Origin of the sequence: Rhodopseudomonas palustris (genome assembly GCF_003591005.1) — a bacterium.
Taxonomy (GTDB): Bacteria; Pseudomonadota; Alphaproteobacteria; order Rhizobiales; family Xanthobacteraceae; genus Rhodopseudomonas; species Rhodopseudomonas palustris_K.
This window is the reverse complement of record NZ_QYYD01000006.1, coordinates 1-19,990: the sequence shown is the minus strand read 5'-3', so window position 1 is coordinate 19,990 and position 19,990 is coordinate 1. Positions and strand designations below refer to the sequence as shown.

General features: G+C 67.6%; 16 protein-coding genes and 1 tRNA gene. 7 read left to right on the top strand and 10 right to left on the bottom strand.

The genetic code is table 11. The features are described 5' to 3' along the window. Positions 1-191 precede the first annotated feature (191 nt). Positions 192-974, bottom strand: a complete 783-nt coding sequence (locus D4Q52_RS07280; RefSeq protein WP_119855892.1) for a HAMP domain-containing protein — start codon at positions 972-974, stop codon at positions 192-194. Positions 975-1,829: 855 nt separating this feature from the next. Between D4Q52_RS07280 and D4Q52_RS07275 the strand changes: the two genes are divergently transcribed. Together D4Q52_RS07275 and D4Q52_RS07270 are read left to right on the top strand one after the other, a co-directional pair. Beyond that, the gene (locus D4Q52_RS07275) at positions 1,830-2,615 is read left to right on the top strand and encodes a cobalamin B12-binding domain-containing protein (protein ID WP_119856044.1); all 786 of its coding nucleotides are present in this window, start codon (positions 1,830-1,832) and stop codon (positions 2,613-2,615) included. A gap of 189 nt (positions 2,616-2,804) precedes the next feature. Then, a complete protein-coding gene (locus D4Q52_RS07270) occupies positions 2,805-3,890 on the top strand; it encodes a hypothetical protein (protein WP_119855891.1) in 1,086 nt (361 codons plus the stop codon). A gap of 21 nt (positions 3,891-3,911) precedes the next feature. Here D4Q52_RS07270 and D4Q52_RS07265 read toward each other — a convergent pair whose 3' ends face one another. After that, entirely contained in the window at positions 3,912-5,210 is a 1,299-nt protein-coding gene (locus tag D4Q52_RS07265; RefSeq protein ID WP_119855890.1) for a RuBisCO large subunit C-terminal-like domain-containing protein, read from the bottom strand. Further along, complete coding sequence (locus tag D4Q52_RS07260) at positions 5,207-5,668, bottom strand: secondary thiamine-phosphate synthase enzyme YjbQ (protein WP_119856043.1); 462 nt, start codon at positions 5,666-5,668, stop codon at positions 5,207-5,209. The genes D4Q52_RS07265 and D4Q52_RS07260 overlap by 4 nt, the downstream gene beginning before the upstream one ends. Positions 5,669-5,879: 211 nt before the next feature. Here D4Q52_RS07260 and D4Q52_RS07255 point away from each other — a divergent pair, with 211 nt between their 5' ends. Then, positions 5,880-7,859 (top strand): acyltransferase family protein, encoded by a 1,980-nt coding sequence (locus D4Q52_RS07255; protein WP_119855889.1) that lies wholly within the window; start codon positions 5,880-5,882, stop codon positions 7,857-7,859. A 3-nt stretch (positions 7,860-7,862) separates the two neighbouring features. On the opposite strand, the gene D4Q52_RS07250 is transcribed toward D4Q52_RS07255, so the two are convergent. Then, positions 7,863-8,390, bottom strand: a complete 528-nt coding sequence (locus D4Q52_RS07250) for a TetR/AcrR family transcriptional regulator (protein WP_234831115.1) — start codon at positions 8,388-8,390, stop codon at positions 7,863-7,865. Positions 8,391-8,711: 321 nt separating this feature from the next. Between D4Q52_RS07250 and D4Q52_RS07245 the strand changes: the two genes are divergently transcribed. The 3 genes from D4Q52_RS07245 to D4Q52_RS07235 all read left to right on the top strand — a co-directional run bounded on the left by D4Q52_RS07245 (position 8,712) and on the right by D4Q52_RS07235 (position 11,437). After that, positions 8,712-9,284, top strand: a complete 573-nt coding sequence (locus tag D4Q52_RS07245; protein WP_182915258.1) for an OsmC family protein — start codon at positions 8,712-8,714, stop codon at positions 9,282-9,284. Positions 9,285-9,314: 30 nt separating this feature from the next. Next, positions 9,315-10,445, top strand: a complete 1,131-nt coding sequence (locus tag D4Q52_RS07240) for an acyl-CoA dehydrogenase family protein (RefSeq protein WP_119855887.1) — start codon at positions 9,315-9,317, stop codon at positions 10,443-10,445. A gap of 110 nt (positions 10,446-10,555) precedes the next feature. Next, entirely contained in the window at positions 10,556-11,437 is an 882-nt protein-coding gene (locus D4Q52_RS07235; protein ID WP_119855886.1) for a sulfurtransferase, read from the top strand. 180 nt (positions 11,438-11,617) lie between these two features. On the opposite strand, the gene D4Q52_RS07230 is transcribed toward D4Q52_RS07235, so the two are convergent. The 6 genes from D4Q52_RS07230 to D4Q52_RS07205 form a co-directional block, all read right to left on the bottom strand. Next, on the bottom strand, positions 11,618-12,745 hold the full coding sequence (locus D4Q52_RS07230) for an alginate O-acetyltransferase AlgX-related protein (RefSeq protein WP_119855885.1): 1,128 nt from the start codon (positions 12,743-12,745) through the stop codon (positions 11,618-11,620). A gap of 2 nt (positions 12,746-12,747) precedes the next feature. Beyond that, positions 12,748-14,220, bottom strand: a complete 1,473-nt coding sequence (locus D4Q52_RS07225) for an MBOAT family O-acyltransferase (RefSeq protein WP_119855884.1) — start codon at positions 14,218-14,220, stop codon at positions 12,748-12,750. 92 nt (positions 14,221-14,312) lie between these two features. Continuing rightward, positions 14,313-14,388: transfer RNA gene (locus tag D4Q52_RS07220), tRNA-Thr, on the bottom strand. Between the two features lie 116 nt (positions 14,389-14,504). Continuing rightward, the gene (locus D4Q52_RS07215) at positions 14,505-16,238 is read right to left on the bottom strand and encodes a heme biosynthesis HemY N-terminal domain-containing protein (RefSeq protein WP_119855883.1); all 1,734 of its coding nucleotides are present in this window, start codon (positions 16,236-16,238) and stop codon (positions 14,505-14,507) included. A gap of 7 nt (positions 16,239-16,245) precedes the next feature. Next, positions 16,246-17,646 (bottom strand): COG4223 family protein, encoded by a 1,401-nt coding sequence (locus D4Q52_RS07210; RefSeq protein WP_119855882.1) that lies wholly within the window; start codon positions 17,644-17,646, stop codon positions 16,246-16,248. Positions 17,647-17,698: 52 nt separating this feature from the next. Then, positions 17,699-18,442 carry a uroporphyrinogen-III synthase gene (locus tag D4Q52_RS07205; protein WP_119855881.1) on the bottom strand — a complete coding sequence of 248 codons (744 nt, stop codon included), beginning with the start codon at positions 18,440-18,442 and terminating at the stop codon, positions 17,699-17,701. 206 nt (positions 18,443-18,648) lie between these two features. On the opposite strand from D4Q52_RS07205, the gene tsaD reads away from it, so the two are divergent. Continuing rightward, a complete protein-coding gene (tsaD, locus tag D4Q52_RS07200) occupies positions 18,649-19,722 on the top strand; it encodes a tRNA (adenosine(37)-N6)-threonylcarbamoyltransferase complex transferase subunit TsaD (RefSeq protein WP_119855880.1) in 1,074 nt (357 codons plus the stop codon). Positions 19,723-19,990: the final 268 nt, after the last annotated feature.

Below are 19,990 nucleotides of genomic sequence, written 5' to 3'. Positions count from 1 at the left end.
GGCTTGTCGCATGATCGTGCGGCCGGTCGTTCGCTCGCATACGCTGACGTTTCCGCTGCTATTGCCATCGGCGACATCCCAAATGCAAAGCCCGCGGCGATGCCGCGGGCTTGGGTTGTCGTCGTCTCGTTTCGTCCTCTCGGAAGCCTGCGCCTCACCGCGTCCGGCGAGGCTCAAGCTCGATCGAACGATCAGGCGCGTTTCGGAACGCCGAGACCGTTATGCAGCCACTCGTTCCAGGACCGCGACAGCACCTCGCCGACCGTCTTGCCGTCCGTGAACAGCATCTCGCGGGCGTTGCGTGCCGCGGACTTCAGGTCGCCCCACATCTCCTTCAGATTCTCCAGCATCGAATTGGCGCCGCCGACCACCTTCTGGGTCTTCAGCTTGGCGAGTTCGATCAGCGATTCCTGGATCTTGGCGATCGAGCGGGCGATGCGGCCGATTTCATCCGAGCGGCTCAGGGCGTGGATGCGGATGTTGGTGTCGCCGCTGGCGAGCTTGGCGACGTCCTTCTCGAGTTCGCCCAGTGGAGCGAGCAGACCGCGCGAGATCCGGGTGCCGACCAGGCCGACCACCGCGAACACCACGATCCCGGCGAGCAACAGCATGGTGTGGGCGGCGCTCAGCGCATAATCCGCGGCCGGAGCCGCGACCGTCTCGGCAGCCTGCACCACCAGGCCCTGACCCTCATACGAGGCCGGCATCACCACGGGGCCGGCGTCCTGCTGCATCACCAGCATGCCGACGATGCTGCCATCCGCCGCCCGGACTGGCGACAGCATGGCTCCCTTTTGGCCGATCAGCCGGTCCAGCGACGCGACACTTGCCGACTGCTTGGCCTGCTCGGTGCCGACTTTATGCAGGATCATCTCGCCGATGCCGCCGATCGCGAGCGCCACGAAGAAGGTGATGCCCAGGACGAGGATCGAGATTTTCTGTGCGAGGTTCCGGTTTGCGAGGTCGAACTGCATTGTTTTATCTCCAGCTTCAATTAGGGGCGGCTTGCCCCCTAAGGTGACAGCGTGATCCACGCATTACTGATTAGGGTTACGAAACCTCTAATTGCGGCGGGGTCGGTTTTGTCCGGTCTCGCCAATACGCATCACGCCGGAACGATGAACGAGCGCTGGTAATCAGACACTCGTTCGCGAGAATCGCGAATCACCAGTGAGTCAAAAACCAGTCTAACCTTTTGTTTAAACTAGGTAGTTGCTCAACGTTGATCGACTCGGCGATTCAGTTTTGCGCTGATTCGCACGGCTGTAAATACACGTCGCTGCTAACAAGATCGATTGATTCAAGACAAACCAGTAACGCCGCTTCAGTCCTTAACGAACCAACTGCAGCGACTTACCTTTTCAAGAACTAATCGAGTAGTGACCAAGGCCATCTGCGACGTTCAGTCGCCAGCGTTGGGGCGACCGGGAGAGCCGACTCCGATCGTGGGAGTTAATATTCAGAATCCCGATTCGCCTAGTCAGCGCGATCACGAGGTCTGCAAGGTCGCGTCCCGATGGTATCATACTCCGCCGCGCCGCCGCGACTACCTTGTTACCAGCGCCACGGATGGGTCAGGCACGTGCGGTCGGATTGAGCGCGGGCCGCAGCGGCCAGCGGCGCGTTTTGATCCAGAGCAAAGACGCTTTGCCGATTCCGGGGCTCCCTCCCCGAAGCGGCAACGGCGCTGTCGGTTTTGCTACGAGCCGGGGCCATGCGTGCAAACCCGATCTGCTCCCCTCGGCAGGTTCGCCGGTTCAGACAGTTCGCCTGTTCAGTGTGGCCGAGGGCAACCAGATCGAGTGCGTGCCGTGCATCCAGAAAGCGCCGTGCCAGAAAGCATCGTCTCGACGGTCATCCCACATCTTCTCGTCAAACACGTCGCTGCCCCGCCCCGCGCTCGTACCGCGAAGGATGCGGCCGAAACCCGCGCCGAGCACTTGGCGCGGCTACTGATCGCTCCCAATCTGGCAGACGCGTTCGACCTGATCGATCAGGCGCTGACGCGCGCGGCGTCGCCGACTGCGCTGTTCACCGGCCTGTTCGAGCCGACCGCGCGCAAGCTCGGCGATCTGTGGAGCGACGACGCCTGCAGCGAATTCGAGGTCACGATCGGGCTGTGCCATCTGCAGACCGCGATGCGCCGGATCAGCTTCGACCTGCTGTCGGCGCCGCTGACGCGATCGCAGCCACGCACCGTGCTGGTCATCTCGCAGCCGGGCGAACCGCATTCGTTTTGCGCGGCGCTGCATTCCGAGCTGCTGCGTCAGGCGGGCTGGAACACCGTCAGTGACTTCCCGGACACCGATGCGGCGCTAGCCGATCTGGTCGCGAGCGGCTGGTTCGATGCGGTCAATCTGTCGCTGAGTCCCGCGCTGCGTCGCGGCCACTGGCTGCCCCGTGTCGCCGAGACGATCCGCAAGCTCCGCCGCGCTTCGCGCAATCCCGCGCTGGCCATCGTCACGAGCGGTCGCGTCTTCGCCGAGCGCGCCGATGCCTGCGCGAGCGTCGGCGCGGATGCCGCCACGGTGTCGTCGGTGCAGATCGAACGTTGCCTGATGCGCTCGCTGCTCAACCGCACCGCACGACCCGCCGCCAACTTCGCCTGGATCTAATCGCCGCTTGCCAGGTCGGGCAGATGCCGCCCGGCACGCGCACTGCGGCGCCACGCGGCCACACAGCGCCGCGCCGCGACATCGCAACATCCATCATCGCCGTATTGCTATCTCGCACGGCTCGGGGCTGCCGCCCATAGTCCGCATTTAATGTCTATCGCATTCGCTTTGTCTGTGGAGGGGCGGGTCATGCAATCCGAAGCTAAGTCCTATCCGTTCGATCACCTGCCGACGATCGACTACGACGCCCATCCGGCCTATGGCCGCGTCATGTCGATGCCGATGCTCGGCGCGCGCCTGAAGGCGCTCGGTTACTTCGGCTATGGCTTCCTGCTCGCCACCGCGCAACGTGCCATCGACATCGAGCACCTGCCGCGGCCCGCCGCCGGCGGTAAGCCGATAGCGACGCTGCTGCGCCATCTGCCAACCTACCTGCGGCTGATCCTGCTGCAGCGGCTGTCGCGCTTCACCGCCGGCCGTGCCTATGCGCCGAAGACCGAGCGCGGTACGGCGGTGTTCACCCCGCTGCAGACCGACGGCTTCGTGCCGACGACGCTCGACACCGACGCGATCGCGCAGATCCGCACCCGGCTGGCGCCGCAACTGGCCGCGCTGGAGCAGCGCGGCGGTCTCGCCGGCGATCCCGAGCGCGGACGGATCGAGGTCGACGCCGCCGCGGCGCCGGATCTGTATCGCTGGTTCAACCAGACCGCCGCCGATCTCGGACTCACCGAAGCCGCCAGCGCCTATCTCAAGCGTCCGGTCGGCGTCGGCCGGATCGTGGCGGAGCTGGCAGAAGCGCCGAGCGTCGCGCCACCGAGCCCGTTTGCCGATGTCAGCGTCGACGCGTCGCCGTGCGACGGCTTCAAGGTCGAGCCCGGCAGCAACGTCGTGAAGCTGGTGATCTATCTGAGCGAGGTCGGACCGGCGAGTGGTCCGCTGACCTATGTGGCCGGCAGCAACCGCGCGGCGAAACGCCTGGGCGACGGGCTGATCCGCCGTGCCAACGATCTCGCCGGCCTGTCCTCGACCCTCCAGGTCTGGCGCGAGACGTTCTATGCGCTGCCCGCCGGGCTGCAGCGCAAGGCGACCTTCGGTGTCGACCTGGTGGCCGACGGCAACTTCACCACCGTCATTCAGAACGAGCAGGTCGCCATCACCACGCCGCAGAGCAACGCGGTGCTCTACGATCCTACCGGCATCCACCGCGACGGCGCGGTGAGCCAGGGCCGCCGCGCCGCGGTGGTGATCACCTTCACCGAACTGCCGCGCTGATCCGGCGCGGCTGCGCTCCGTCTAGCGGCCGCCGAATGCCGCCAACGCGGCGGCGAGTTCGGGATGAGTCCTGGCGTGATCGGCGACTGGGATACCGCCAGCGATCGCATCCCAGGCCTGCCGGATGCTGGCGGCGCCCGCCGCCGGTCCCATCGGATGGCCGAACACGCCGCGGCCCGGCACAAAGCCGAAATCGGCGCTGCCGACCTTACGGTAAACGCTCTCCAGCGTCGCCGCCGAGTCGCTGCCGCCCGGCACCGGCAGGCACGGCTTGATCGATCCCATCGGCTCGAGGCAGGCGCGAACGCAGTCGATTACTTCTTGCTCCGGCGTCATCATCCGCGGCCCGAACCCCGGCATGATCACCACGTCGAAGCCGGCGAGCCGTTGCAACCGCGTCATCACCCGCGAATGGATGCCGTAGTTGGCGAGCCGGCTGAACGCTGCGATGAACGGGAAGTGCGCGATCAGCGGCACACGCGCATGCCTGCGCAGCATCCGCACCGCCGACAGCCCGACCGGCATGGCGTTGATCAGCAGCGCGCCGGCGCCGGCGTCGACCGCGACGTCGTGCAATTCGTTCAGCCGCTCGACCTCGTCGGTGATGTTGGCGAGATAGATCTTCGGCACGCCGGTTTCCGTCGCCGCGCGGCGGCAGGCATCGCCGAGGAGGGCCGCGCGCTCGGCGAGCGGGCACCATTCGACATCCGCCAGCATCTCGTCGTCCTTGGCGATGTCGAGACCGCCGAGCCAGCTCTGATAGCCGAGTTCGGCGAACGGCTGCGGTGGCAGACCAATATTTGGTTTGATCACGCCGAAGAAGATCGGCCGGTCATACGCCTGCAGCCGCTCGCGCAAGCCCGCGATGCCGAAGCGCGGTCCCTCGAAGGCTGCGAGGTAAGCCTCCGGGAAGCGGATGTCCTGCAACCGGATCAGCGGAATCCCCGGCGAAAAGAACACCCCCTCGCCGCACACCGCCGACAGCAGGTTCGGAATTTTGGGACCGAAGTTGCGATGCGGATGTGCGATCGTGACGCGGCAGGCATGCACCGCGCCGCGAGCCGCACAGGTGACCGGTGTGCTGAAGCCGTCCGGCCGCGGCTCGGCGGAGAGTTCGAGCACCTTGGCGGCGAAGCGCGGCCGGAAGTCTTCGTCGACTCCGACGCGGCGCCATTGCGCAGTCGACTGCTCGCTGCACAGATGCGCCGCCGCCTCGCGCGGATCGCCGGCGCATTCGAACTCGAAATCGAGTTCGATGTAATCGTCGGGATCGAGGTCGGCGCGTTTGGCGTAGAAGCCGGCGATGTCGTCAGGTGTCATATCCGATGATCCGCTGCCCGAAACGGTGGCTCAGCCTGCCCGATGATCTGCAACTCGATGCCGCGCTTCGGACGCGGACCATCGAGTTCGATGAAGAACACCGACTGCCACTCGCCGAGCACCAGCGCGCCGCCGGCGATCGGGATCGTCTCGGACGAATTCATGAACAGCCCGATCAGATGCGCGTGCGCGTTGTCGCGGCCGTCGATCGGCGCGAGGTTGTGCAGATAGTCGCCATCGCGTGGCGCGAACCGCTTCAGGAACGTCAGCATGTCGCGCTCGAGTTTCTTCTCGCGCTCGTTGACGTTGATCCGCGCCGTGGTGTGCAGACAGCTGACGGTGAGCAGCCCGTCGGCGACGCCGCAGCCGGCAACGACGTCGCGCAGCTGGTCCGTGATGTCGACGATCTGGATCGGCGTCGATGTCGCCAGTTCGATCCGGTGTCTGTGAGTTTTCATCGCGGCGCCTCGCTGGCCGATGCGGCCGAGTTTCGCCGCAGTGTTATCGCGCGGCCCCAGAGCACGCAAATCCGGCGCCGCATTTTTCGACCTTGTGATGAGCGGACGTCGGCGCGGCGGCGCCACGGCGGGCCCGGCTTGACACCGCAGCCTCGCTTCGCGATGCACGGGACCCGAACGTCCGCGAGCCCCTCCACCAGCGCGAGAGTCGATGAGGCCAGCCTACCGCAGCGATATCGACGGACTGCGCGCCATTGCGGTGCTGCTGGTGGTGGCGTTCCACGCCTTCCCGGCGTCGATCCGCGGCGGCTTCATCGGCGTCGACGTGTTTTTCGTGATCTCCGGCTTTCTGATCACCTCGATCATCTGCCAGGCACGACGCGCCGACGATTTCAGCTACCGGGTGTTCTACGCGCGACGCATCAACCGGATCTTTCCGGCGCTGACGCTGGTGCTGATCAGCTGCGCCGTGGTCGGCTGGTTCGTGCTGTTCCCGGTCGACTATCGCGACGCCGGACGATCGATCGGCTTCGGCGCCGCGTTCCTCTCCAATTTGTCGCTGCTGTACGACGCCGGTTACTTCGAGGCCGCGGCCGAGCTCAACCCGCTGCTGCATCTGTGGTCGCTCGGCGTCGAGGAACAGTTCTATCTGTTGTGGCCGCCGGTGCTGCTGCTGGCGTGGCGGTGGAAGCACGGCCCGCTGCTCGCCGCGCTCGCGGTGCTGCTCGCGTCGTTCGTCGCTAACATCCTGCTGACGCCAATGCACGCGCTCGCGACGTTCTATCTACCGGTGACGCGATTCTGGGAGCTGATGGTCGGCTGCCTGCTGGCAATTGCGACTGGCGCCGGGCCGGATCGCGATCTCGCGGCGGTGCCGGGGCTCGCAACCTTGCGGGCACGGCTTGCTCCTTATCTGTCCGCGCTGCGTGCATCCTCCGCCTGGCTCGGGCTGCTGCTGATCGGTGTCGGGGCGATGCTGATCAGAAGCGAGCGCGGCTTTCCGGGCTGGTGGGCAGTGCTGCCGGTGTTCGGCGCGGCGCTGCTGATCGCTGCGGGGCCGTCGCCCTGGGTGAGCCGAGTGCTGCTCGGCAATCGCGTGATGGTGTCGATCGGGCTGATCAGCTATCCGCTGTATCTGTGGCACTGGCCGCTGCTGGCGGCGATCCGGATCGTGCGGTTCGGCGAAGAGCCGCCGCCGCTGATGAAGCTGATCGCCATCCTGGTGGCATTCGGACTTGCGTATTTCACCTATCGGATTATCGAGCTGCCGTTCCGCTATCGTCCGACGCGCCGCAAGACCGCCGCCGCCTTCGCGTGGCTCGCGGCGATCGGTCTGATCGGGGCCTGCATCTATGGGGCCGACGGGTTTCCGTCGCGGTTCGGACCGGAACTGAAGGCGATCACCGCCGACCTGCAGCTGGAATCGACCCTCGCGTATCGGCTCGACAGCTGCTTCCTCAGCCGCGACCAGGCGTTCGCGCCGGAGTGCGATGACGCGGGGTCGGCGGATGCGCCGCGCCTCGTGCTGTGGGGCGATTCGCATGCGGCGCATCTTTATCCGGGGCTGCGTGCGCTGCAGCGGGCCGATCGGAGCTTCCGCCTTTCGCAATACACCGCCGGCGGCTGCCCGCCGATCTTCAGCTTCGAGGCGATTGAATCCAGGTTCTGCCGCGCCACCAATGACCGCGTGCACAAACGGCTGCGCGCGCTGAAGCCCGACACCGTCGTGCTCGCCGCGCGGCAGTGGCACAATTACGATGGGCCGGATCGCGACCCGGCGGCGGTCGAGGCGCTGATCCGCGCGACGCTGCGTGAATTGCGGGCGCTCGGGGTGCGACGCATCGTTGTTGTGGGGCGCGTACCGACGTGGCGGACCCCGCCGAAGCGCGTGTTGGCGCAGGCCTATCGCGAGCTCGCCGCCGGTCTGATCACCCCGGCTCAGATTCCGCTCCGCGACAGCCGCCATCTCGATTCGACTCACGCCGAGGACAACGACCGGCTGCGGCGGCTGTTCGAAGCCGAAGGCGCCGAATTCATCTCGCCGACGCCGACCTTCTGCAATTCGGAGGGCTGCCTGCTCGCGGCGCCGGACGGCAGCGGCACGCCGGTGACGCATGACGGCAGCCACCTGACGCCGGCGGCATCGGTGTTCTTCGCGCGCGAACAGGCGCGGAATATTCTCGGGAAGTAATCGTCAGTGCGGCAGGATCGCCGCGCAGGCTCGGCCCGCGACATCGGCGGCGCTCGGCTTGCGCGTCACCAGCGCCATCACGATCGCGCCGTCGATCACCAGCCCGAGCGTATGCGCCACCTCGCCGGGATCGTCGATGCCGGCTTCGGCGCAGAGCGCGGTCAGCCGGTCGTGCACGATGGTCTTGTGCGCGATCGCCAGATTGCGCATGCGGTCGTCGGCCTTGTCGGATTCGCCGACCGCGTTGATGAACGGGCAGCCGTAGAAGTCCGGCCGCGTGAACCACGCCTTCAGGGCCGGGCCGATCCGTGCGAGCCGCTCGCGCGCCGTGCCTCCTGGGCCGTCGATCTCCTCGATGAACCAGCTGCGCCAAGCCTGGCCTTCGCGCTCCAGCACGGCCTCGACCAGCCCGTCCTTGGAGCCGAACAGCTTGTACAGCGTGGTCTTGGCGGTGCCGGCCTGGGCGATGATGGCGTCGACGCCGACCGAATTGATGCCGTAACGGCAGAACAGCGACCGCGCACTCTCCATCAGCCGCTCGCGCGGTGACGTTCGCGATATCGCTGATTCGTTCGTCGGTGGCAGGGCGGCCTGGTCCATTTCAACGCACATACGCCGCAGACCGGGAAATCGCAATCGACGAAACCGAATGGTCTGTTCGCAAGGGAGCCGGCCTTCCGGCGCAAATGCGAGGCAGCTGTGGCGCAAATTGCGGCGTGCTCAAGTTGGGAGCAGGCCATCGGCCGCGACGCGGCATTGAAATTATTCGTTTTTCTGAAAGCGGTGCTCTGGCACGCTTCCTGCTAATACAGAACGGTCTGTATTCTAGCATCCCAAGCCAGTGGAGACCTCATGACCAAAGCCGCAACCGCGATGACCGCCTGCCTGACCCCCGACACCCCGACTGCCATGACCGGCTGCCTGACGCCGATCGACAAGGCCGGCCTCGACGAGCTGATCGCCAAGGGCAAGGCCGATCCGACGGTGATCAAGACGCTGAAGTGCAAGACGGTCGCCGAGGGGCGTTTCCGCCATCTCAATTTCGTGCGCAGCCTGCCGCCCTACATCGTCGACGAGCCGCCGGGCCTGCTCGGCGACGACACCGCGCCGAATCCGTCCGAGGCGTCGCTTGCCGCGCTCGGCTCCTGCCTCGCGGTCGGGATCCACGCCAACGCGGTGGCGCGCGGCATCACCGTCTACACGCTCGAGATCGAACTCGAGGGCGACCTCAACATCACCGGCGTGTGGGGCACCGGCGATCTTTCCGACAAGCCGGTCGGCTTCACCGACGTCCGCGCCAAGGTGAAGTTCGAGGCCGATCGTCCGCGTGAGGAGCTCGACGCGCTGGTGGCGCATGCGCGGCTCTGGTCGCCGGTCGCCAACACGTTTTCGCGCCCGGTCAATCTCGACGTCACCCTGACCTGACCCGATCCACGCCAACCGCGGAGCGGTGCCATGCTGGATGTCCAGTCCCTGATGCCAAGCGACGCTTCGGTGCTGCCGGGCGCCGACGTCGTCGAAGCGGTGCGTGCGCTGTCGGCGCGCGAATTGCCGTCGCTGGTCAACCGGATCGATACCGAGGGTTACTACCCGGAAGATCTGATGCGCGCGTTCGGGCGCCTCGGCGCCTACGCGCATCATCTTCCAGGCCACAGCCCGCGCCTCGATCTGATGACCTCGATCAACGCGATGGCGGCGGCGGGCGAACACTGCCTGTCCACCGCCTTCTGCATGTGGTGCCAGGACGCGCTGGCCTGGTACATCTACGCCTCCGATAACGAGCATCTGCGGACCGGCATCGGCCCGCAGATCGCCAGCGGCGCCGTACTCGGCGGCACCGCGCTGTCCAACCCGATGAAGTCGCTGTTCGGCATCGAGCCGATGCGGCTGAAGGGCCGGCGTATCGCCGGTGGCTACGTCGTCAAGGGCCTGCTGCCTTACGTCTCCAACCTCGGCGCCGATCACTATTTCGGCGGCATCTTTGAAGTCGAAGACGGTGGCAGCAAGCGCAACGTGATGGCGGTGATCCCCTGCGCTGCGGAAGGCGTCAGCCTCGCCGACAACGCCAAGTTTACCGCGCTCGACGGCACCCGCACCTTCGCGCTGCAACTGCGCGACGTCAGCGTGCCCGATGCCTGGATCGTCGCCGATCCGGTCGACGACTACATCAAGCGTATACGTGCCGGCTTCATCCTGCTGCAGGCCGGCATGGCGTTCGGCCTGATCCGCGACTGCCTGCGGCTGATCGAACAATGCAAAGGCCCGCTCGGCCACGTCAACAAGCATCTCGACGTTCAGGGCGAGCCGATCGCCGAGCAGCTTGCGGCGATGCAGACAGAGGTCGCGCGGCTCGCCGCCACGCCGTTCGAAACCGATCGCGACTATTGGCGGGCGGTGATCGAAGCGCGGCTCGCCGCCGGCGAGGCTTCGGTCGCGGCTGCCCACGCCGCAATGCTGCATTGTGGCGCGCGCGGCTATGTGGCCGGCGCCACCGCGCAGCGCCGGCTGCGCGAGGCGTATTTCGTGGCGATCGTCACGCCCGCCACCAAGCAGCTGCGCAAGATGCTGGCCGACATGGCGAACTAAACGACGATCCGGGCGCGGGCCGCCCGGCAGCTGTCACCACAGGGCGACGCCCTGTGCCGGAATTCTCCCGCTGCGATCCAACGTGCAACGACGAACACAGGAGCGAATTGATGACCGATAAGGTTCTTGTTACGCCCGACGAGCTGTCCGAGATGCTGTCGTCGCCGATGACGGTGGTGATCGACACCCGCGATCCCGGCAGCTATGCGGCCGGCCATATTCCGGGTGCCGTCAACATCCACGAGATCTTCACGTATCTCGCAACCTCGACGCCCGAGGGCGTCAAGGAGATGAGCGAGAAGTTTGCCGTCGCGTTCGGCGCTGCCGGCCTGTCGGGTGAAGAAACCGCGGTGATCTACGAGCAGTCGATGAACACCGGTTTCGGCCAGTCGTGCCGCGGCTATGTGCTGCTCACCTATCTCGGCTATCCGAAGGTCAAGATCCTGCACGGCGGCTACGCGGCCTGGACCGCGGCCGGGCTGCCGACCACCACCGAGGTGCCGACGCCCGAAGCGAAGAGCTTCAGCATCGATCCGGCTGCAGCGTCGATCCTGGTCGATCTCGAAGCCATGAAGGCGGCGGTCGGCGATGCCGGCAAGGTCAAGCTCGACACCCGCGACGTCGACGAATGGATCGGCGAAAGCTCGTCGCCCTACGGCAAGGATTTCTGCCCGCGCAAGGGCCGCATTCCCGGCGCGGTCTGGATCGAGTGGTACCGCATGATGAAGCCGTCGCCGGCCGGACCGATGTTCAAATCGTCGGCGGAAATTCTCGCCGAATGCGCCAGCGTCGGCATCACGCCCGAGACGCCGGTCGTGCTGTATTGCTTCAAGGGCGCCCGCGCCTCGAACACGCTGGTGGCGCTCAAGGAAGCCGGCATCAAGGATGTCAGCCTGTATTTCGGCTCCTGGAACGAATGGTCGCGCGACCCGTCGCTGCCGATCGAGCAAGGCCCGCCCTATGCGGCCACGATGCTGATGGCGGCGGAGTAAGCAGCGCCTCTTGCTGAGCGTCATCCTGAGGCGTCCGACGCGTCGCGCTCTTGCGCGGCGTGTCGGACCTCGAAGGATGAGCCACAGTGCATGTCGTTGGTCATCCTTCGAGGCTCGCTACGCTCGCGCCTCAGGATGACGGCTTCTCGATGTGGCGGGCTACCAGCCGCGCCGACACCGTTACTCTCGCGCGCGGGCGTCGGCGATCGACGAGACGTGGCGCTCGACCAGTTGTTCGATGATCAGATCGGGGGCTTCGCGGTCGACATAGGGCTGCATCTCGCGCCACGGCGTGAAGCCGGAGCGGGCGATGTAGACGACCTCGCCGAAGCTTTGCGACAGATACGTCATGATCCAGTCGGTAAAGGAGTCGCCGATATACACGACCTTGTGCTTGGCTTCGGCGCAGCGCGTTCGGGCGATCGACAGGTTCGGCGACAGCCGCTCAAACGGGACTGTGGTGACGGCGCAGCGCGCGGCCGCCGGATCGACCCCGACGGCGCGCTCGGTCCATGGCAGGTTGGCCATCTCGGCCAATCCGCCCTTGAAGTCGCGGGCCACCGAGAACTGACCGGCATCGAGCTGCAGCGCCGGCACGCCTTGCAGCGGCTGCGCCGCCATCAACGTCCGATAACCGAGATAAGCGCCCCAATCGGTCCAATGCGTGTCGTCCTTGTAGTAGACCAGGCCGTCCGCTTTGCCGCGCATCAGCGCCGGCCGCAGATCGACCACCGGCAGACCGGCCGGATTGGTGACGGCGAGCAACTGATCGAATTGCGACGGCCGATCGCGCCGCGCCAGAAACCGCGGCATGTGTTCGGGATAGATGGTGTGCTTGTCGGGCGCGACGACGAACATGTAGGCGGCGCCGAGCTGCTTGGCGCGGCGCACACGCGCGGCCAGCGACTCCCGCGCGTTTTCGAGCTGGCCATCGCTGAGCGGGCGCTTGTTGGCGTAGAGATCGAGCGAGTCTTCGGCGGCGTAAAACAGCCATTCGTCCTTGCCGAGAATGACGCGGTTCGACGGCAGGCGGCCGAGCAGCAGCGCGCCGACATTGGTGTTGAGCCGCAGCAGCAGCGTGCGCAGCCCGAACTGATCGCTGAAGTAATCGTCGAAGCGTTGCGGGAAGCTCTCCCACTCGGCGCACGAGCGCGGCCAGGCCGGCAACTGCGCGAACGTTCGGTTCTCGCCGCTGCTAATTGCGGTCTGCCGGACCACCGTGGTGATCAGCCCGGCCGCCGAGAACAACAGCGCCACCCCGATTAGCGCGCCGGCGTAAATTCGAGCCGACAAGGACATCTGCGACATCGTCAGAACCTGAAATAGATGAACGGATTATAGGTGCCGGCCGCGACTTGGCTGCAGCCCAGCACGCCGATCGCGAGCAGGATCACCAGACGCGCGCCGAGCACCCACCGCCCGTCGGAGTCGAGCGGGACGGTCTCGAGCGGCGGATGCAGCACGCCGTCGCGCTGGCCGGCGCGGCAGCGCCAATCCGAGGTCAGCCGCGTGAACACGCCGGCGGCGGCGAACGCGCCGACCGTCAGGCTGATGACGACGGTCGGATCGACGTAGCGTAGGAAATCCAGCGACGGCGCGTTGCCGCCCAGACCGAACATCGCCTGCAGATAGTGCGTCGCCTGCGTGACATCGGCCGCGCGGAAAAACACCCAGGCGAGCGATACGACGAGCAGCGTATAGGCGTGCCGCACCGCTTCATGGCGCTGCGCTAGCCAGTGCGCCAGGCCGAGCCGCTCGACGATCAGGAAGCCTCCATGGATCATGCCCCACACCACGAAGGTCCAGTTGGCGCCGTGCCACAGCCCGCAGACGAAGAACACGATGAACAGATTGAGATAGATCCGCCAATTGACGACGCGGCTGCCGCCGAGCGGGATGTACAGATAGTCGCGCAGCCAGTTGGACAGCGAGATGTGCCATCGCCGCCAGAATTCCTGCAGCGACCGCGACAAATACGGGTAGTTGAAGTTCTCCAGGAAATGGAAGCCGAAGATCCGCGCCAGTCCGATCGCCATGTCCGAATAGGCCGAGAAGTCGAGATAGATCTGCAGCGTGTAGCAGATCACCCCGAGCCAGGCGGCGCCGGGGCTGAGCTCGGCGGCCGGCAGCGCAAAAATCTGGTCGGCGACCTCGCCGAGCGGATTGGCCAGCAGCATCTTCTTGCCGAAGCCGGCGAGAAACCGCTCGGTGCCGGAGGCGAGCAATTCGAGCGTGACGGTGCGGCGGGTCAGCTGCTTGTAGATGTCGTGATAACGGATGATCGGCCCGGCGATCAGCTGCGGAAAGAACGCGATGTACAGCGCGAAGTCGATCGGCTTGCGCTGCGCGGTGGCGACGCCGCGATAGACGTCGATGACGTAGGACAACGCGTGAAAGGTGAAGAACGAAATGCCGAGCGGCAGATGCGGCGACACCACGTGGACCGGCGCCGCGCCGACCAGCGCCAGCAAGTCGTTGAGATTGCCGACCAGGAACTCGGTGTATTTGAACACGGCCAGCAGGCCGATGTTCAGCACCACCGCGAACGCCACCATCGCCTTGCGCTGAGTGGGTCCTTCAAGCGCGTCCAGCGCCAGCCCGATCAGCCAGTTGGCGGCGATCGAGGCCAGCATCACCACGAAGAAGAAGCGCTCGCCCCAGACGTAGAACACGATGCTGGCGACCAGCAGCACGGCGTTGCGCGCCGGCCGCGGCACGCTCCAATACAGCAGCAACAAGAGCGGAAGGAATAGGAACAGGAAGACCGGCGAACTGAACAGCATGGCGCCGTCATTCACCCGGCAGAACGAGCGGCGTCAACCTCGCACGGGCTGCACGTGCAGAGATGGTCCTGTGATGTGAGAAAACCAAAGAGTGGTGCCGCAAGAGGGATTCGAACCCCCGACCCCGTCATTACGAATGACGTGCTCTACCAGCTGAGCTATTGCGGCGACCGTCGGGAGGGGTGATGCTCCGCCCGAGAACGCTGACCTGTCGAAACTCCGGCTCCTGATATCGGCCGGCGGCCGGATTGGCAAGAACCGCGGCCGGCCCAGCGCCCGAAATCCTAGCGCGGCGGGCGGTAGCCGCGCCAGCTGCCGCCCTGCCCGGCCGGCGCCGGCGGGCGCTCGGAGAATTCCTCCGGCGGCGTTTCATCGTCGACGCCCGGATCATCCGGGGCGCGGACGATCGGAATCACCGGCTGGGCCGGCTGCGCGCGGCGATGGAACAGCGGCGGCGACGGCGGCGGCATCGCAATCACGGTTTCGGCCGGGGCCTCGGCGGTCTTGGTCGCCTCTTTGCCGTCTTTGGCGTCCTTCGGCTTGTCGGCGGGCTCCGGTTCAACGCTCGCCACCGGTTCCGGCTCGGTCGGCGTCACCACCGCGGCCTCAGCGGCGGACTCGATCGTGACCGTGACCGGTTCGTCGCTGTCGGCCGGCGGCAGGGCTTCCGGCACCGAGGAGGCGATCAGGGCATCGTGGAACGGGTTGTCCTCGATCACGACGGTTTTCTTGCTCGGCAGCGCGGCGAGCGGCACCTGCCACTGGAAGGCGTCGAGCCGGCCGGTGACCGGCGACACCGGCCGCCAGTGGTCCGAGATATAGCCGTCGGCGGTCCACACCGCGTCCGGCAACGCGCGGACCGCGCGCAGCGTCCAGGCCCGCGCCTTGGCGGTGTCGCCGCGCTCGCCGTGCTCGATCTCGGCCATCAGCATCGCGACCCGCTGGGTCGGATTATCGATGAACGGCTCCAGCGCCCGCCGCGCCCGCGCATAGGCGCCGGCGTCGATGCCGGCGCGGGCGACCGCCAGCGCGCTTTCGAAATCCTCGGCGTTCTTGGCGATCAGATTCTCGACCCGCGCCAGACGCAGGTTCGGCGCATCGCCCGGCTTGATGTGCGCATAGGCCTCGGCCAGGTCGGGATGCGGGCCGGCCTGCCAGGCGGCTTCGATCACCTTCATGGCGCGGCGGACCTGATGGGTCTGGGCGAGATGCTTGGCCGCCAGCACTGCGGCCGGCACCAGGTTCGGCGCCAGCTTGTTGGCCTCGAGCGCACTGTCGCGCGACAGGCTCTCGTCGCTGTCCTCGAGGTCGAGCGCCCGCGCCGTCAGCAGCACCGCGCGCTGGCGCCGGAATGTCTTCTTGTCGATCAGCCCGGCCGACAGATTGGTCTCGAGAATCTCCAGGGCACCCGTCCAATCCCCGCGGGCGCAGCGGAAGCCGAGCACCGCATGCGACGCCCAGGCCGAATTCGGCTGCAGCCGCAGCGCCTCTTCGGCGATCGCCAGCGCCGCATAGGGGTCGTCCGAGCGCTGCGCCTCGATGTAGAGGCCGCGCATGCCGAGCGACTTGGTGTCGTCGCGCCCGGCCATCGCCAGAAACGCCCGGCGGGCGCCGTCGCGATCGCCTTCGAGCTGGGCGGACTGCGCCTGCAGCAGCAGCGCCAGCGGATCGTGCGGCGCATGGCGCCGTGCCGCGGTGGCGTGCTGCCGGGCCGCGGCGGCATCGCCGTGGCCGACCGCGAGCAGACCCTGGGTGATGGCGTTGCGGGCGCGTCCGCTGCGGCGCTCGACCCGACCGCGCTTCATGCGTCCCGGCGCGCGCAACACCGCGCTGAGAATCCACCACACCAGGCCGAGCGCCACCAGCGCGCCCCCGAGCCCGAGGATGAACACCGGCAGCCGCATCTCGGCGCGCCAGGCGTTCCACGACAGCACCACGTCGCCGGGCTGTTCGGCCACCCAGGCGGCGCCCGCCGCCGCGAGCGCGATGATCACGAGAAACAGGATGATGCGCAGCATGGGAATCCTATGGCGACGGTTTTGCCAGCGCGGCGAGCGCCGCGGTGGCGAAGGATTGCGAAGCGGCGAGCGCCTGATCACGGGCCTCGGACTTGTCGATCCAGGATTGAACAGGAGCGCGGTCGGCCGGCGCAAGCGCTTTCAGTTCACGCCGCGCCTCGGCAAGGTCGCCGCGCTGTGCGGCGGCGGTGAGGCGGCCGATGATCGCGGTGCGATCCGGTCCCGGCGTCGCGTCGGAGCGCTGGATCCGCACCAGCCGCTCGGCATTGGCCTGGAAGCGGTCGATGAAGTTCGGATTGGCGCCGGCCTCGTCGCTGCTGAGCAGCTTCGGCAGCAGCGCGGTCAGCTCGCGCCCGAGCGCCGCGGCACTTGGCACGCCGGTGTCCGCGAACGGCTGCAGCGGCTTCAGGGCGGCCGGATCGGCTGCGAGCGGCTGCGCCGCCTTCAGAACCGCCGCATAGGGCGCGCCCTGCTTGACGGTGAGGTCGAGCATGGTGGCGGCGACCAGCCGGCGCAGCGGCGCGTCGTCGGCTGCGGCGGCGGCAGGTGGCGTCGGGGCAGCGGCCGGCGCCCTGGCGGCCTGTTCGAGCTCGGCGAGCCGCGCGTTGATGGCGGCAAGCGCGGCGGCCTCCGACGTGGAGGCGGCTTCTGCGGCCGCGGGCTTGTCGGCCGGCGGCTCGCCGGAGGCGCTCGCGGGCTCGGATCCGCCGGCTTTCAGCTCCTTGACGGTGCCGGCGAGCTGGTCGGCCCGGCCGCGCAGCGCCGCGAGGTCGTCGCGCAGCGTCGCGACGCTCTGCTCCAGCGCGTCGACCTTGCCGGCCAGCGCCGGATCGGCGGCAGCCGGTGTGGCCGATCCTTCGGGAGCGGGCCGCGCTTCCAGGCTGGCGATCCGCGCCGCCAGCGCATCGAGGGCGGTGGCGTCCACAACCGGCCGGTTGGCCGCGGGGCGCGCTTCCAGTTCCGCGATCCGCGCCTTGAGGGCGTCGATCGCGGCGTCGTTCTCGGCCGGTGCACTGACGCTGCTGGAGGACAGGAACTGCGGCAGCAGCCCGGTCTTGGCGGCGCCGACCACCACCGCGGCGGCGATCGCCACCGCCAGGATCGGCGGCAGCATCATGGCGGCGATACCGGGACGGTGCGGTTCGGCGGACGAGACGCGCGGGCCCGGCTCGTCGGCGAACCGGGTTTCGGAACGCGCGGCAGAAGCTTCGGGCAGCGGCTCGGGCTCGGCCGTTGGCTCCCGGCTGTCGGCGGTGTGAAGCTCCGGCTCGGACGGCGCCGCGGCTTGCGCCTCATGGGCGGCGGCATCGCTCTGCAGACGATCCGTGTCGGGCGTTGCGTCGGACACGGGCTGGTCCCGTTCGTCCTCCTTCGGCTGCGCGTCGTGTCCGGGTCTGTTCTCGACCATCCGTTCCTCGTTACCTGTCCGCCGGATCCGTCGTCGCGGCCCGGCTCTGTTGTTAGCGCGCCGGCGCTGCGAACGCGCGCCCCAGCGCCTCGAACAGCGCCGGCTCGTCGGGGGTTCGCGCCACCATGACCTGAGTGGCGCCGGCTTCGCGCACCACGTCGGAGACCTGCACCGACAGGCAGCATTGCGGGATTGCCAGCGCCGAAATTTCAATACCGGAGGCACGCGTCGCATCAACGAAGGCGCGCGCGCTGCGCCGCGAATAATGCAGCACGGCCTCGATCCGGTTGGCCGCGAAGTCGTCGCAGACGCTGGTCGGCAAGCTCGGCACCGGCACCATCCGGTAGGTTGTCTGCATCACCACGTCGAAACCATCCTCGCGGAGTTCGCCGGCGAGATCACGCGACAGGTCGGCCCCGGCCAGATACAGCAACGCGCCGGCGGCCTTCTTTTTCCCGCGCAGGCTGTCGGCGACTTTCAGCCGCAGCTTGGCGGCATCGCCATCGGCGACGATCACCTCGGTGAAGCCGGCCTCGCGGGCGGCGCGCGCGGTGTGCTTGCCGACCGCCAACAGCGGCAGCTTCAGCAAGCGGGTAAAGCCGGGCTGATCGGCGATCGCGCGCAGCGCGTTGGCGCTGGTGACCAGCACGCCGCGATAGCCAGCGTCCGGATCGTCCGGAAACGGCAGCGGCTCGAACCGCAGCATCGGCGCCAGCAGCACGTCGTAGCCCCTGGCACGGAGGGCCGCGGCGGTCGCGTCGTTATCGGGTTGTGGGCGGGTGACGAGCAGTGCCACGCCTGACGTCCTCGCATGCGAGAGGCAAACAGGTGTCATTGCGGCCGTCACCATCATCACCGAGAGCGGCGGACCGTCGGACTTGACCGGAGCTGCGGGGCGCCGACCGGATGATTGCATTCCGCGACCCCGCAATGCTACGCGAGGCAAGGAGAACGCCGGTTCGGCCGCAAACGCAAGGGCTCAATTTGACTAGTGACCAAACCTTGCTGGTGCTTGGAATCGAGACCACCTGCGACGAAACCGCGGCGGCGGTGGTCGAGCGCCGTGCCGACGGCAGCGGCCGGATCCTCTCCAACGTGGTGCGCTCGCAAACCGAAGAGCACGCGCCATTTGGTGGCGTAGTACCAGAGATTGCGGCACGCGCGCATGTCGACCTGCTCGATGGCCTGATCGCAAGCGCGATGCGCGAGGCCGGAACCAGCTTCGCGAGCCTGTCCGGTGTCGCGGCCGCGGCCGGCCCCGGGCTGATCGGCGGCGTCATCGTCGGGCTGACGACCGCCAAGGCGATCGCGCTGGTGCACAACACGCCGCTGATCGCCGTCAACCATCTCGAAGCGCACGCGCTGACGCCGCGGCTGACGGATGCGACCGAATTTCCCTACTGCCTGTTTCTGGCCTCGGGCGGCCACACCCAGATCGTCGCGGTGCTCGGCGTCGGCGACTACGTCCGGCTCGGCACCACGGTCGACGATGCGATCGGCGAGGCGTTCGACAAGATCGCCAAGCTGCTCGGCCTGCCCTATCCGGGCGGCCCGCAGGTCGAGCGCGCCGCAGCCGTCGGCGATCCTGCCCGGTTTGCATTTCCGCGGCCGATGCTGGGGCGGCCCGACGCCAATTTCTCGCTGTCGGGGTTGAAAACCGCGGTGCGCAACGAGGCCAGCCGGCTGACTCCGCTGGAGCCGCAGGACATCAACGATCTGTGCGCCGGCTTTCAGGCCGCCGTGCTGGACTCCGTCGCCGACCGGCTCGGCGCCGGGCTGCGGCTGTTCAAGGAACGGTTCGGCCCGCCCAAGGCGCTGGTCGCGGCCGGCGGCGTCGCCGCCAACCAGGCGATCCGCCGCGCGCTGCGCGACGTTGCCGCCAAGGCGCAGACCACCCTGATGGTGCCGCCGCCGGCGCTGTGCACCGACAACGGCGCGATGATCGCCTGGGCCGGCGCCGAACGCCTCGCGCTCGGCCTCACCAACACCCTCGACGCCGCCCCCCGCGCCCGCTGGCTGCTCGACGCCAATGCGACGGCGCCCGGCAAATTCGCCAAGACGCGAGCGGGATACTGAGGGAGCACCGACTTGGCTGCTTCACGGGCCGCAGCGCTTCCTCACCTCTCCCCGCGTGCCGCAGGGGCATCGCCCATGGAGTCCTGCAGCCCACAATTCCGGAGCCCTCTTCACCCTCCCCTGGAGGGGGAGGGTCGGCTCGCAGCCCGCGGAGCGGGATGCGTGACGGGGTGGGGTGGGCCGCGGGCACAGCGGATAAACTCTTCGCCGCCCCCCCCCCCCCCCGGCGCGCGCGCCCCGCCCCCCCCCCCGGGGGGGGGGGGGGGGG

What these genes read in the sequence shown, in the direction of transcription:
- D4Q52_RS07225 (WP_119855884.1), bottom strand. Translation starts at nt 14,220, where the DNA reads ATGCTGTTCAGTTCGCCGGTCTTCCTGTTCCTATTCCTTCCGCTCTTG.
- D4Q52_RS07235 (WP_119855886.1), top strand. Translation starts at nt 10,556, where the DNA reads ATGACCGATAAGGTTCTTGTTACGCCCGACGAGCTGTCCGAGATGCTG.
- D4Q52_RS07240 (WP_119855887.1), top strand. Translation starts at nt 9,315, where the DNA reads ATGCTGGATGTCCAGTCCCTGATGCCAAGCGACGCTTCGGTGCTGCCG.
- D4Q52_RS07270 (WP_119855891.1), top strand. Translation starts at nt 2,805, where the DNA reads ATGCAATCCGAAGCTAAGTCCTATCCGTTCGATCACCTGCCGACGATC.
- D4Q52_RS07280 (WP_119855892.1), bottom strand. Translation starts at nt 974, where the DNA reads ATGCAGTTCGACCTCGCAAACCGGAACCTCGCACAGAAAATCTCGATC.
- D4Q52_RS07260 (WP_119856043.1), bottom strand. Translation starts at nt 5,668, where the DNA reads ATGAAAACTCACAGACACCGGATCGAACTGGCGACATCGACGCCGATC.
- D4Q52_RS07245 (WP_182915258.1), top strand. Translation starts at nt 8,712, where the DNA reads ATGACCAAAGCCGCAACCGCGATGACCGCCTGCCTGACCCCCGACACC.
- D4Q52_RS07255 (WP_119855889.1), top strand. Translation starts at nt 5,880, where the DNA reads ATGAGGCCAGCCTACCGCAGCGATATCGACGGACTGCGCGCCATTGCG.
- D4Q52_RS07230 (WP_119855885.1), bottom strand. Translation starts at nt 12,745, where the DNA reads ATGTCGCAGATGTCCTTGTCGGCTCGAATTTACGCCGGCGCGCTAATC.
- D4Q52_RS07215 (WP_119855883.1), bottom strand. Translation starts at nt 16,238, where the DNA reads ATGCTGCGCATCATCCTGTTTCTCGTGATCATCGCGCTCGCGGCGGCG.
- D4Q52_RS07210 (WP_119855882.1), bottom strand. Translation starts at nt 17,646, where the DNA reads ATGGTCGAGAACAGACCCGGACACGACGCGCAGCCGAAGGAGGACGAA.
- D4Q52_RS07265 (WP_119855890.1), bottom strand. Translation starts at nt 5,210, where the DNA reads ATGACACCTGACGACATCGCCGGCTTCTACGCCAAACGCGCCGACCTC.
- D4Q52_RS07250 (WP_234831115.1), bottom strand. Translation starts at nt 8,390, where the DNA reads ATGGAGAGTGCGCGGTCGCTGTTCTGCCGTTACGGCATCAATTCGGTC.